This is a genomic window from Desulfomonilaceae bacterium (assembly GCA_041662605.1).
Classification (GTDB): Bacteria; Desulfobacterota; Desulfomonilia; order Desulfomonilales; family Desulfomonilaceae; genus CAJBEZ01.
In genome coordinates this window covers 41,265-55,480 of sequence record JBAZSD010000029.1, presented here as the reverse complement: position 1 = coordinate 55,480, position 14,216 = coordinate 41,265, and the positions used below count along the sequence as shown (strand labels likewise).

General features: G+C 47.2%; 9 protein-coding genes. 1 reads left to right on the top strand and 8 read right to left on the bottom strand.

The genetic code is table 11. The features are described 5' to 3' along the window. On the bottom strand, nt 1-1,079 hold a 1,079-nt coding region (locus WC647_17410), incomplete at its 3' end, for a transposase (protein ID MFA6224082.1). A gap of 72 nt (nt 1,080-1,151) precedes the next feature. Continuing rightward, nucleotides 1,152-1,367, bottom strand: a complete 216-nt coding sequence (locus WC647_17405; protein ID MFA6224081.1) for a hypothetical protein — start codon at nt 1,365-1,367, stop codon at nt 1,152-1,154. Between the two features lie 52 nt (nt 1,368-1,419). Here WC647_17405 and WC647_17400 point away from each other — a divergent pair, with 52 nt between their 5' ends. After that, nucleotides 1,420-1,812: a C-terminal helicase domain-containing protein gene (locus WC647_17400; protein ID MFA6224080.1), complete on the top strand. Its 393-nt coding sequence runs from the start codon at nt 1,420-1,422 to the stop codon at nt 1,810-1,812. 172 nt (nt 1,813-1,984) lie between these two features. Here the strand turns inward: WC647_17400 and WC647_17395 are convergent, their stop codons facing one another. From WC647_17395 to WC647_17370, 6 genes are all read right to left on the bottom strand, one after another. Next, nucleotides 1,985-2,836, bottom strand: coding sequence for a hypothetical protein (locus WC647_17395; protein MFA6224079.1), 852 nt, complete (start codon nt 2,834-2,836; stop codon nt 1,985-1,987). A 17-nt stretch (nt 2,837-2,853) separates the two neighbouring features. Next, a complete protein-coding gene (locus WC647_17390) occupies nt 2,854-3,702 on the bottom strand; it encodes a hypothetical protein (GenBank protein MFA6224078.1) in 849 nt (282 codons plus the stop codon). A 17-nt stretch (nt 3,703-3,719) separates the two neighbouring features. Continuing rightward, nucleotides 3,720-5,120: a hypothetical protein gene (locus tag WC647_17385; protein MFA6224077.1), complete on the bottom strand. Its 1,401-nt coding sequence runs from the start codon at nt 5,118-5,120 to the stop codon at nt 3,720-3,722. Nucleotides 5,121-5,126: 6 nt separating this feature from the next. Continuing rightward, nucleotides 5,127-7,016, bottom strand: a complete 1,890-nt coding sequence (locus WC647_17380) for an AAA family ATPase (GenBank protein MFA6224076.1) — start codon at nt 7,014-7,016, stop codon at nt 5,127-5,129. A 488-nt stretch (nt 7,017-7,504) separates the two neighbouring features. Then, nucleotides 7,505-10,918 (bottom strand): UvrD-helicase domain-containing protein, encoded by a 3,414-nt coding sequence (locus tag WC647_17375; protein MFA6224075.1) that lies wholly within the window; start codon nt 10,916-10,918, stop codon nt 7,505-7,507. A gap of 27 nt (nt 10,919-10,945) precedes the next feature. Further along, nucleotides 10,946-14,056 (bottom strand): PD-(D/E)XK nuclease family protein, encoded by a 3,111-nt coding sequence (locus tag WC647_17370; GenBank protein ID MFA6224074.1) that lies wholly within the window; start codon nt 14,054-14,056, stop codon nt 10,946-10,948. Nucleotides 14,057-14,216: the final 160 nt, after the last annotated feature.

Here is a 14,216-nt window from a genome sequence, read left to right as displayed (position 1 = left end):
GCAAAGATCGCAATCACACCAAACATTAAATGAGCCTTTACCTTCAAGGCTCCTCGAACCATAATGTTGTTTGCTCCGAACTCTTCCTTTAAACGACTATAGAACCGCTCCGCCGCTGTTCTTTCTTTATATCTGGCAGCCTCATGAGGAGCCATGGGGATAATATCCTTACCACGAGAGTTCCTGTCTATTATGGGCACATGGCCGAGACTCCTGCTAAGTTCATAAATGAGCCCAGCGTCATAGGCCGAATCCATGACATCATAGAGATATGTTACTCTGGAACTGCTCGTCTTCATGAGCGGTATGGCTACCTGACTGTCGTGTAATGATGCGGAGGTCATCGCGACACTCACTGGCAGACCGTAGTCATTGACATCCGCATGAAACTTATAGCCAATCCAACTTACTTTGTATCCCTTGGAGTTCTTCTTGGTTCCGACATCGCAGGCAACCGGCAATTCCTTTAACGCCTGTTCCGCTGATTGATGAATCTGACGCTCCAATCGTTTTACTTCCTTGGGTTCTGAGTGTTCCCTTTTGGTTCTACGACCTCTTTTTTTCGGAGAAGGTTTTTCCTTCGGTGTTTTCTTTACTGGTTTCTCACGGCCTTCTATGGCCGTATAGTCTCTGGATATATGCCCTATCAGTTCCGTTTTCAAAGATCGTTCAACCAAAGCCTCATGGACCTTATCACCAAGACCACTATCAGCAAACTCGGCAAAAGCCCGGGAGAAAGTGGACTCCGAGGTAATGTCTGAAGCCTTGTCAAAACCACAGATCTTACGCAGACTCGGCGTAGTCTTAAGCGCCTCAATCAACGACCTTGTGAAAGGATATCCATAAACAGACTTAGCGACAAAGGACCGTGCTATCGATTCACGATAGCGAAGTTTTCTTCCCAACGACTGCGTAAAAGAGCTTTTTGGAACAAAACTCTCAACTTGGACCAACTCCAAGATCGACACAAGTTGCTTCTCTTTTTCGGTTAGAGGAGCGCTCCATGACTCCTGCAATTTCGGAAACAGACTGCGTTGCAGTGTCCCCATCAACCATGATATTCTCTTCCTAAGCTTCACTGGCGTCTCCCGTGAAAAAGCGTCTTTTTTGCAAAAACACTATACCACGGGCCTGCCCGTGAAGCTCATTTATTACACATGCTTAAACACCCAAAAAACACTTTTGCAAGTGGCTCTAAGGTCACGAACACTTTCCCAACTCATTCCCTCATCCACATGAAATAATAACCGCTCAGATTCCGGGAATGGGTGATGTTCGACTACTGTTCGTCGTAAATTCTCCCAGGCTCCCTGTAAATCTGAAATGACAGTCTTTTCGTAGTGAGTAGGTTCTTCATAGAAGGTCATCAAGAACTCCAAGATTGTTATGGAATCAGTTTATGATAACTGATTCGCCTTAATGAAGGAAGGTGAATCTGGAGCCGTGAATCTGGATCCGGACAATAAGAATCAGCTAAAATCAAATACCCAATTGATTCTTGATCTGTTTAGCGGAAGTCGCTTGTACGACAGTGATACCGAGAAGATGATACTTGATTCGGTAAGCACTGTTGACAGATTTCAGGGGGGCCAAAGCGATGTCGTTCTTGTATCCCTAGGCATGTCCGACAGTCTAGTTTCTTCGCATCTTGCAGATGAGAAACGCTTGAACGTGGCCATGTCGCGGGCTCGACACAAGTTGATTGTCCTCGGTAATAGGGAGGCGCTTGAACAGGAAGATATTTTTGTCAGCCTTTTTAAAACCATGGAAACGACATTGCCGTATTCAGACTGGTGTGTAGAAGCAGAATAGTTTGGCCAGGGACTGCGAATGGAAAAGTGGTACTCGTGTATCTTTTGGCAAAGACTTACACTCGGAATTACGATTCTGGTTTGAGCGATAGTGCCAACTGGATGATGAAAGAAAAAGCAAGATTAGTTAGTAGGCTTGCTCTGTGCCTGTTCTTCGGCTGTTGTGACAATCCTTATCGGTGATCACGAATAATCGTCTCTAGTTTGACTAGAAATCGTTTACCCTCCTCGCAGTTTTCGCCTGTCCGCTCCCACTCAACATCTTCTTCGAAGACTCTAACAACCGGTAAAAGACCGACTTGGGGAGCCATTAGATCTCGTATTGAATCGTACAAGGCTCTTTGTTCATCACGATAGATTGGGGAATTATCGCCAGCTCGTATCTTTTTCGATAGCTGTATCCACCTATCGCGAGGGAACCCGAGATGTGCATAGACAGGATAATTTTCTAGGCTCACTTGACGTAATGGCGTGAAGTGCTGACGCTCGTCAAACTCTATAGGTAAATTTAACTGCATGATGAAAAAATCGAAAGCAAGCTTGTGCCCTTTTTTTCCTCTAATCTCCATCCGACGATGCTTTCTGAGAGCCTCAAAAATTCGGTTAATATTGTTATCCATTCCTCTTCTGTTAACCAAGTCCGGTACGGAGATCAGTGGGTTCTTCCATTCCCTTTCAACGGGACCATAATGTTTTTCAAGGATTCCTTTTAGCGCTGCTCGTCTAGCGCTTTTAATTGGGTTTCTGTTCGCAGAGCGCCTTTTGGGTTCTTCATAACAAGTCTCGAATCCAAGATCCTTCAAAACGCGAATACTTGCTTCTCCTCCGGTGAGGGTCTCTGGTTTAGGCATGAAACCTGTGGCATTCTGGAAAGCAAGTCGGAGAATATATTTGGCGGGTAGCTTTTCACCATTCCATAGTAAGAAAGCACTTCTTGCTGGTTTATGTTTCGGTCTCTCAAGGCAGTACCGTTTGATTGCATTCTCAACATGTTTACGCCTTATAACTCGTTCGTCGAAGTCCATTAGTTGACCCCCCTATTCTAGGATATCTTAGGCAGGTCCTGAATCCAGTTCTTAACATCACCTTTTGCTGTTTTGGCGAGAACTTCCTCAAGTCTCCCGCGCGGTTTTCCTCCGTCGCCAGCACCATAGAATATACCTGAAGAATACGTGTCGCAGTACGGAACGTTTCGATCAACCCCCGTCCACGGCACTCTCCAAATTCGGGGTGAATCGGTGTAATGGGGATGGTGCAAAACGACTACAGGATCGTGAATCTTTACGAGACGATCCATTTTGTTCATGATTTGATCCTTGTAAGTGCCTTGCGACGCCGACGCTCTGCTGCGTGGACTAAAGATGTTTAGGTCATGACAACCCAATAGCATGACGCTCACACCGCTCAAGGTGAGGAAGTGGGACTCCAAGTCCTTGCAATACATCAGCGAAGATGTTTGGAATTGAACTGGGTAGCTCTTGCCGGTCCATGCCACAAAACAGCCTCCCCTGGTATCGTAGACCCCCACAAGCTCAGCGTGCGTATCGCAGGAACCATCCTCGTGATAGACATCCACCCCAAGGGTCAGGTAGTTACAAGCCTCAGCCAAAGCCTCCTGCAATGTCTTAGGAAGGAATAAATCAAATGCAGCCTCTTCGGCTACGCTGACGACATTCTTAAAATCCACGTTGGTCGTCGCTTTCCCGTGGCTGAAGGCGCTCATGTCCATGATCAGCCGCAAGCAACCTCCGCATGTCTGAATAACAGTGGCCTTATCCGGTAAGCTTCTACAGCATGTGAGCAAATCGTGTCTTTTTCGCGTGAGTAAATCATCATAATTTTCTATCGAAAGCTCTCTCTCGACGAAGCGAAGTGTTCTGAATGTTGACATAGAGGTTCCTCCCTGACCTAGACGTGGCTCTCGTCAGCTCTTGAAGGGGCTTGTCCAATATCTTGAACCAGTTTCAACAATGACCACCGGAAACTTTCTCTTTCTCTTGCTCTGACCAGGTCGATGGTGATATCTACCGTACAAACCACGATGGTATAAGGCTCTTCTTCATCACCGCAGTCATATTTAAGGAAAGGACTTGCTAGGGGCTGCTTTTGAAGTGGAAGCCCTGAGTGATGTGGGTAAATTAGGATTACCGGGCATTTGTATTTGTGCGCATATGCATACATCTGATACATGTCCGCTTGTGGAACGGGCTCTCTGCTGTCTCCTGATTTATTCGGTCTAAACTCTTCATTTTCTAAAATCCTTAGCATCTTCCATTTTGTGTCAACAAGACATGCCGGTCTTCCCTGAATAACTTTCGGGTTAAACACGGAGATGTCAGGTTTAAGCCAGAAAACCCTTTTAGGTTTAAGCTGGGGCGAATCATCTCTTGTCGCTAGGTATCTTGTTGCAGATTGAGTGATCACCTTGTAGCCGTTTTCTGTCAAGGCTCGTTTCAGTTCTGCGGCTACAAACTTTTCAAAGACTTCATTCATATCGAACATGAGCGAATAAACTGGTACCTTAAGAGATTGTTTCCACGGCGACACTCTTTCGATGACACACTTGGCCAGATTGATCAGGTACTGGAATCTGAAAGTAGTTCTGTCGATGGTTATTTCGGATAAACATTTGGCTGCATCTCGCTCATCTGATACCTCATCAAAAAGACATAGAAGTTTCTTGGCCTGAGTTGAGACATGAGGAGCCAGAGGGTACGCACGGCAAACATTTAAGGCAGCCTTTAGAAGCCGGGAAACTGGGTTGTCGGCCGTGAATTCGTCGCTGGCGGTAAAAAATCGTTCGTGATGAAATACATTTTGCCTCAAGTGCCTACTGAAAATGATCTTACCTTTCAGGAAAAACCGATTTGCTTCTTCGCTAACGTACCTCCGGATAGGGCCCCTGATCCATTCTTTCCTCAAGTTGTTGATATATAATTCGAGGAAAGCTGTAATCAGTGGCGTGTCAGTTTTGGCGAGGCATGAGATGTCAGTATGTTTGAATTTTTCCACGCCACCCGCTGAAACCATTTGCAGCAGATTTTTCATAGCTAAGGGTTTTTCGGTATCGATCTTGGGAATGACGTCTATGCAGAGATAGCCTATAGAGAATGAACCGACCCAATTAGTGGTTGCGAGCATTTGGAGACCGATATTAAAGAAAGTCTGACCCGATCTTTTCTGAAATGCGTTGACCAATTTCGCTTCTTGCTCCGAGATGCTTTTTGACTTTTTTGTTTCCACTGCATCGAGGCTTGGAACAATACTAATCGTGTCGTATTCAGGGACTGTAATTCTGCGTAGATTCAAAATGCCTCAGTCCTTGTAAATTCTTATAATCTGATCCGCCGTAATTTTTTTATTTATACTGTAGACCCGCTCAAGTGTATTTAGATCCCCCTGAAATCGGGGGAAATCTTTGTTTTTATCTGTCTTTATACGCATAAGAATTGGGTTATCATCATCATCTTCCGGATCTTTCAATACGAGTTTTATCTTTTCCCAATCGTCAAAGAAATACTCCTGTAACAGCGGTATAATTTGTTTCAAGAATACTTCCTTGAGACGATCCCAGCTTTTGACATCACAGAAATAGCCGTGGCCGATCTGATGCTCCCTGTCGTAAAGTGCTGCTATTCTTCGGTTCATAGCGTCAAGTAGTCTATCCATTTGAATTTCGTCATGACCTGTAATTCTTATGTCCTTTAGAAGGTCGGGGTCTGGCATCAATTCTTCAAATTCAAACCTGCGACGAAGAGCAGTATCTAAGAGCGCAATTGATCTGTCCGCTGTATTCATGGCCCCAATGACGTACAAGTTATTAGGTACTCCGAAACGGTCAGTATCCGGTTCAAGGGTGTGTGTGTACGGCAATCTGACTCTAAATTTCCCTGTCCAACGACCTCTTTCTTTGTCCCACATAAGTCGTTTGTCTTTTTCAAGTAATGTGATGAGTTCACCAAAAACCTTCGAGATATTGGCCCGATTGATCTCGTCCACAAAAAGTGCGAAATTTTTCTTGTGGTCTTTCATCGCCCGAGTGACCATGTAATTGAATATGCCTGGAACTATCTTGTAATTAACCTGTCCTGAAGTTTCTTTTGTTCCCGCAACGGGTTTCAACCCCTCAACGAAATCTTCATATCCATAGGATTGATGAAATGTCACCATTTCCCACTGTTCTATGTTGTCTTTTTCAAACAGCGGGGCATAATCTTTCAATAGTTTGCGGGTTTTCCCGGTTCCAGGAGGGCCATACAGAATTAAGTTAAGAGGAATATGCGGTCTTTCTTCCTCAGTGTTACCATCTTCAGAATTTGGCTGGTTTGGAGGCTGCGGGCTTGATTCAATAAAACTAGGCCAATTTGTGTCTGGAGACGCTTTTACAATTAGGCTTAAAGCTTGTGGTGTTAATCTGAAGAGGTAACCTTGTTTCACACCCCCAGACTTGTCGAATGGTCCTTGATTAATGTCTGTATTTTGTAGAGCATCTATGATTTTGCTCAATGGTATTGGGGGCGTAAGATCCTGATATTCTAATTCTACTGAGCGGCCTAGGATGGATTTATCGTAATTCTTGAGATAGCGGGGTGTGGTAGTCTCTTGTGGGCCACTTTTGGCGCGGCTGACAGATTTTACCTCTCCTTTTGCATAGTGGAGAATCGTATCTCCCGGTCTAACCTCTCCCAAGGAGTCCCAAAAGTGTTTTGTACCACCGGATTTAGTCTTTAGAGGAGCCCATATGATTCCACTATCTCGTGCTTCTTGAAAGTTGTCTCTTTGATTTACCCACCAGATGTTGTTTGGAATCGATATCTTATCGATGGTATCCGATTCTTTGAGAGTATCATTCGGGAGTTCAAGCGGTACCAATTTGTTCTTTTTTCTTTGTTCACTGACAAACCGATCAACAGCTTTTTGATCAACCTTTTCAGTTGTAAGACCTTTTTGGGTTAGAGCCCACACACCTCGAGCCGAATTTTCAATAATCCCATATTGCTTTAAATAACTCTTTGTAAACCCCAAGCCATCAATTTCAGTCACCCCGCCCTTTTCTGGGTTACGTAGGACTTCGAGTTGCTCAGAAGGAATATTGGCAAGCTCGACAACTTTATTAGTTATCTCCTCATTCGTGCCAGAACCACCAAGACTTTTTAATGCCTGAATTACACGATTCATCAGGTCATGTCGCAATATATTGGTCATAAAATATTCCTTTGACGTTTTGACGTTCGATGTGCGGAGCAGGCACTGATAGCATCAGAATTACAGTATCAGCAATTGAGTCGACAGTATAATGTTTCAATTGCTTTGTGAACAGAATTTGAGATGAAGTTAATGGTATCAGAAAAGAAGGACACAGCCATAGGTGAATAAGCTAGTCTATCTTTTTATATAGGCCATTAATAGGCATCTATTTTAAGCTCTAATGCGACACCCAAAATCGGCATATTGATCAACGTAGCAATAACCGGCTTATGTGTGGCCTTCTTTTTCCACTTGTCCGTACTTCCAGGAAAACTCTTGGAGGCCCATGATGACGAATCCTGAGCTGGTCTCCAAAAGTAGGTCTATCCAACCTTTTGCTTGCTGGTTTTCCCTTCGCAAATGAATTGGCTCTTCGTATTGTTTCAGCCATTTCCACAGAAAAAGCTATGCGACCGTTGTCAGGAATTGACGGTTGCTGAGAGAATTCAACACTGCACTCGAACATATTTGTTGAGCCGGACAAGGTAAAGACCGGTTTCAACGACCGGTTCACCAGTACACTCCTGCCATGCTTCAGAATAAATCTGTAACTGAGGGGTATACTTATCGACAATCCTCTGAGCCGTCTCCTCTATCACCATGTCTGTTTTGTAGTCGACAAGAATCCACCCTGTACTTTCTTTAAATATGAGGTCGATAGTTCCTCTGAAGATCGTCGGCAGCATGTCCCCAGTCTCTGTTACATTTTCTTTCAACACCTGAAATGGAACTTCAAGCAATCTGCTTTCGCTCTGTTGAGCCCTAATCCAAAGGTCCGAGCCCATGACTTTCTTCACTGTAGTTTCCGCCAACTCTGCATACTTAGACAGGGGATCGTGATCATCGAGCGCTGCTTTAAACGCTCGTTTCAGATCAGCCTGCGGATTCTCCATGGCAAGTTGTAGCAACGAGTGAATAAGTGTTCCCCATTCTACTCCGTGTTCACCATCGTCGATCAGATCATCTGCATCAGCCTCAGCCCCTAGCCCATTGTCTTCTTTTAAACTTTCAGAGGAAGCAGATGTCACACGGCCTTGCCTAAGAGCGAACTCCTTGGCTCGGCAGGCGTCGTAAGTAGGTTTAGAGGCCAGGGTAATTCTGGATTCGATATCCTCTTGTGCCTTGGCCACCTCGTCCATGGTGACTTCAATCATTTCTTTTGGAGGGTTTTGAGTTTGGGAAAAGTCATGGATTTCACGATCGGCAGAGAGATGGCGATGAAACGGCTTCCATGGACTCTCACCCCTACCGGATTCTCTTTTTGTAATAATAAGAGCGGCTCCCGCACGAGTGGCCGCGACGTACCGCAGTCTCAACGACTCAGCCTTCAAAAATCTGGATTCTCTATCCGTGAACTCGCTCCAATTGGCCGGGTGCGCTAGGAATGGTCGCTTATGGCCCGATTTTTTCCCGTACACCCCCAAATAACCTCTAACGAAATTCCCTGATCGGTCGATGTGAAGTTCCACGTCATGATCTGATTCACCGTAGGGACACGCCAGAAAAACCACTGGGGCTTCGAGCCCCTTTACTTTGTGGAGATTCATAATTCGTACTGCGGGCCGTTCTTTTGAACTCGCCGATATCCCATCGTGAGACGTAGTTTCCTGGGAAAGGCGCCCAAGTTGTTCCACTATCTGCGCAGTGGTCCAGGTGTCATGCTGAAACCCCCTGAGTATTTCTATTGCCTTGGAGAAACTTCCAGCCTGGACACTTCCCCCAGGTCTAATGGCGGAAAGCGCCAATAATCCCAGATCGGCAACGATTCTATCGAACGCCGCAAGTGGAGGCATCCTGGAAAGCCATAAGCTGTAAGACTTCATACGGGAGAAGGCGTCGCTAAACTGACCTGCAACCTCGGGATCCAGCCGTTCTGGAACTTCAGAATGAAAAGAAAAACGCCCTCCGGCTTTCTTGAACTCGTACAATGATACGTCACTCATACCAAAAAGTTCCCCACGAAGAACCGCCAACAAGGCCACGGGATCATCCGGGCGCACCAGAGCGTCAAGACATGAGTGCAGTATCTTCAATTCTCGGACCTCATTGAGAGCGCTCCCCCCACTGACATGGGTGGGGATGCCATACTCTTCGAGCTTGCCGGCATAGAAGCTGAGTAAGCCCTTGTTCCTGTTTATGATGAGGAAGTCGGAAGGGTCCAGTCTACCGGTCTTGCCCTGCATAATCTCCTGTTTGGTCCTTGGAATTGTAATGTCGGAGTCATCGAGGGCTCGTCGAATCGTGCGAGCTATCCAGTCCGCTTCGTAATCCAGGACTTTCTGTTTGTTGTCACATTCCTTTGGAATAGTGAGGGAATAAACCCCCTTGAGCGTTCCATCCGCCGAATCGCTTCGAGACGGATCGAGTCCAACATAACGAGGAGACTCCGGCGAGTCAGATTTATCAAACCGGACCACCGTACCGGAAAGTTCGCTAGGACTTCCATCTTGCGGCTCAAACACATGGTTCACCCATGAGATGACGCCATCCACGGTCCGGAAATTTGATGAAAGCTCAATCACTCTGCCATTTTGCGTGTTTCCTTTACGAATAGCCTCTTTTACCTCGTTATACGTAACGATGTCGGCTCTACGGAACCGATATATGGACTGTTTCGGATCACCCACCACAAAGAGCGACCCCGGCCTTGGGACAACCTTCCTCCAATCTTTTTCATCCATGTTCGATGTCGTGAGCAAGAGTATAACTTCAGCCTGGATTGGATCGGTGTCCTGAAACTCGTCCACAAGAAGGTGAGTAAAACGGTCTCGAAAATATGATCTCACATGGGAATTCTCCCTGAGAAGTTGGGCAGCCCGCATGAGGAGGTCTGTGTAATTTAATTGGCCGCGGGAGTGTCTCATCTCATCATAAACACTCTGGGCCCGGATCATTACTCTCAGGATGGGTCCATAGCGCCACTCTCTCCATCGTTTTAACGCCGGCTCAACGACATTCGATCGAAACTCTTTCCACCTGGCTTGTTCTGTCTTAGCCTCGTCTTTGGTAAATAATCCATCCTGAGTCCAACTGGTTAGGGTGATTTTGGCGTCCGCATCGAAGTTTTCAAGCACCGCTATAACATCCGCAGGCCACTCTAATGACCCGTAGTGAGACAGGATTCGCGGCGCCCGCCGGTACTTGGGAATCAGATTGTCGTTGCCCCATTGTTGAGGGAGTCTCGATGCAAGCGACCTCATGTGCGCAACATATTCGAAGATCTGTTCTCTAACAGGATCCAATAATGAAAAGTCGGGTTTACCCTCCGGTGAAGGCCAATCGGATACGTCGGGATAATTGGAGAAACGAACAAAAGTTTCTTCCAGGTCCTGAACCCGCAAGGCGAATTTCTCCAACTCAGGCAGGAAGCCCTCATTGTCCTCAGCGAGGAGCCTGGATGAATATTCAAGCCATGCCTCCTTCCGCAGAATCGCGTCCGCGTCCTCGTCAAGCTCCTGGAATGTGGGATCCACTCCAGCCTCGACGGGGCGCTCGCGGAGAAGGTGGCCACAAAACGAATGGATTGTGCCGATAAAACACTGCTCCATGTTTTGTAAAGCCTTCTCAAGATTGTCTTTGACTGGACCGGACTCTGAACGAACACATTCCTCCAGCTTTATCCGGAATCGTGATTTAAGCTCTGCCGCAGCTTTGCGAGTAAACGTGACCGCAGCCATGGTCCTGATGTTTTTGCACGTGCGTGACCGCAGGAGTTCAACCATACGCTGGACCATGCTGGATGTCTTGCCGGTGCCTGCTGCGGCCTCCACTAGCAGATTACGGTCCAATGCCTCTACAATGAGTTGACGCGCTGCCTGATCCTTCAGGACAGTCACGTTTGCGGCCTTGCTCTCAGGCATTGTGTTCCTTTCCTTTAAGGATGGCGATCATGAGCGTAATTTCCTGAATGGCTCTATGCCACTGTTTGCGAGGTTGGCTATTTTGAGCTTCGTAGCTTCGACTGCATCCTCAATGTATCCGAAAACCATCCCGTAATCCGTGAAAGTCACATCTCGTCGATCGGTAGTGAACGGAAAGCACCCGGAACGGAGCATTTCCACAAGCCCAGCAATGACTTCTTTTCCGGCATTCAACTGATGGGAGTCCCAGCAAATGCGCTCACCATGCTCGCGTATGCCTGGGAAAAAATAACCGAAGGTTGCCACGGAGCAATTGGGTGAGCATATCTCTCTAAGACGTTTTTCAGACAAAGCCAGGTACAGGGAGCTTTGAATCTTTCTGCCCTGGCGAAAGGGTTCGTTTCGATCGTATCCCCATGCCGATCCGGTCTTGTAATCCCATACCGAAAAAATATGTTTGGAGTGAGATAACTGATCAATGCGGTCAATTCGGCCTCGAGTCCTGATCGACTTTCCGTTCGGCAGTTTGATCGTGACCGGGTCCGAGGTGTCAAGAGGGGTTGGATCCCCATCTTGAGGCAAACCAACCGCAGCTTCAAAGCAGAAAGGATCACTCGACCGGCAGAGGACCGCTTCTTCGTGAAGGAAGATTGACGTGGTTCTGCGAAACTCCTGGACGGTTGCTTTGAACAAGTCCTCGTTAGGTGGAGGGATCATCTTCTTATATATATCTATTTGGCTATCGAGGATGGCGGACATGACGGGGGCGTCACGGTCCACATTAGGCAGAAGCCTGTCTCTTTTCAGCGTCGCCATGAATTCCCGAAATACCTGGTGCAGGAGAGTCCCCTTCTGAAGAGGATCCAGCCATATTGAAGGATCGACTTTGTATTCTTCGGGTACTTTCACTTCGAGTACGTACCGGAAAAAATATTCCAGGGGACACGAGCCCAATTTTTCTAACCGACTCGACGAGAGTATCGGCCCGTTGAGCGAGGTTGGGTCAAGATCGATACCTGCTTGTGGGACCCAGCCATCATATTCCGTGAAAAACTCGCTCTGCCTTTGTGAAGCCGCCACCATTCCCTGTCCTAAATGTGGAAAACTTTTTGCGACAAGTTTTTTGGGTTCGATGATTTCCTTGTCGCCACAGGCTCTCCAGAGCCACCATTCGGAAACATTCGCGCATTGTTCAGAAATCCGGGCGGCAAAGGATATGGGATCGCGAACCCATTCAAGGAAATCGTCCTGGTTAGCGTCGTGGTTACCGGAAAGGATCCTGAATGCAGACATCAAGACCGAACCGGGAAACATCTCCCTATCGTCATCCAGACTCCGGCAACAGTACGATAGTGTGACAGATCCTCTAAGACGAGAAAGTAGTCTGGCGAAATCCTCCATTTTCTTGCTGACGCGGCCGGAGGATGTAGGGAGATTTGACGAAATCTTCTGACGCTCCCCATCTAAAAGGAGCGGATCCTGTAATCCGGCCCCTGGGAACCTGGAGTCATCCAGCCCTAAGATAAACGTGTTCTTTCGACCGGAATGCCCCCCGTCCCGAACCGTCGCAACGTAAACACATCCTGGTCTAGGCCCCCTGCCGGCTACACTCAGCACCCCAGGAAGTTCAGAAAGCCACTCCCAAATATCGAACCCCCGATAATCATGATCCTGGTCGATAAACGATGCTAACTCATTGATTTCAGTTTGCAAGCGTCCCTTGCTGTATGCATCCGGCTCGTTTACGCATCTGCAACAGTTTTCAAGAAACCAGGAAGCCGTCTCAAGGATTGTCGCCTGGCTGGAATCTTTCGTCGGGCTTCCTTCCAAGAGCTTTTGAACGAGACCTCGAACCTCACTAAGACATTCTATTCTCTTGCTATGCCTGCCGGCTCCATCAGGAACAGCGTCTTCGTCGGACTCCTTGTCTGGAAGCGGTTGTTCAAGCGCATGTATCTGGTCATCAATAGCCTTCAGGTATCTCTGCGCTCCAGATCCAATAGGTAGACTTCTGAGCGACGCAGCAAGTAATGAAAAGCTGAATCCATATTCTTCCGCCTTGTCTATTCTGAGTAAGCCGTCCTGAATCATCCTGACGAGTGTCCACTGTGTGTGATCATTTCGGATCCAGCAAAGCCACGCTCGAAGGGCCTTGCCCGGTCTGCTGTAACTCGCCGGGATGCCTTCGGAGAATGTGACCGCAATTGATTCAGCGTCGTCAGACTTAAGGTTCCAGGCCAGTTCATAGATCAATGGGATGTAGGTAGTTCCGTCAGTATGCAGGATTTCTACCTCGTCGAAGGGGATGGATCTCTCAGCGCATCTACGAAAAACCTCTCGAACCTCGTTTACTTCACCAATGGCCCTGTAAATGAACGCAGTATCATCGCCCTTTGGTGGAGGGCAATCCGTTGGGCTCAAAATTGCTCTCAACAGGTCTCTGTCGGTTCGATCATCTTCCGGGATTGTTCCTATGATGTCCTCATCGAGAATTTTGACATGATGTTCGGGAAAAGCGTTCAGAAATCTCCTTTCAAGACCAGTGGCGGCATCCCAGAGGGTCATGGGAGCCAAGATCATGGTATCCGGGAATATCGCGCCTGGATTATCCTCCAGTGTCCTGGACGCTATTTCCAGTATGTCGGCGAAATCCACAAGCCTATGCGTTTCTAAATCCTTTTCGTATTGTAGGAGAATTTTCCGTATCTCCTGACCCTTGTTCTCAACCTCAAACACATCGGGATCAAGATCCGCCGCCTTGAGTCCGGATAGGCGCATGTCGTTAATTGTTGACATGAAAGCCTGAATAAGTCCTCGACTTGGCTCAAGGGCTGTGAAGTATCCTTGACCAACTTCCTTGAGCTTCGAAAAAATTGATGAAACGAGCAATTCTGTGCGTAGTCGACCAATATAAGTTTTGCCTGTTTGATCAAGCTCATGCATGGCCAGGTCAAGCGCTGCACGATGCAGGGTCTTCACCCTGACGTTCAATACCGGCTGCCCTGAGCGGGTAACGTTATCAAGCCACTGGAATCCGACCCTCATCGAAGGCGCAATCAACCATTTCGGATTGATCCTATAATCCTTGCAAATAGCGGCCAACTGAGTGTCAAATAAATTCATGTTGCGTGCAGGCATGTTTGTAATCCTCGGATGAGTGCGCCGAAGAATAGGGGATTCTAAAATCAATTCACAACCCCTCGATCACCCTGATTATTCACTATCGGGGCTCACATCTTGATAGCATATTTCGGTCCTTTATGCCCCGAACTTATCGGTCGACGTATTCCATAATTTA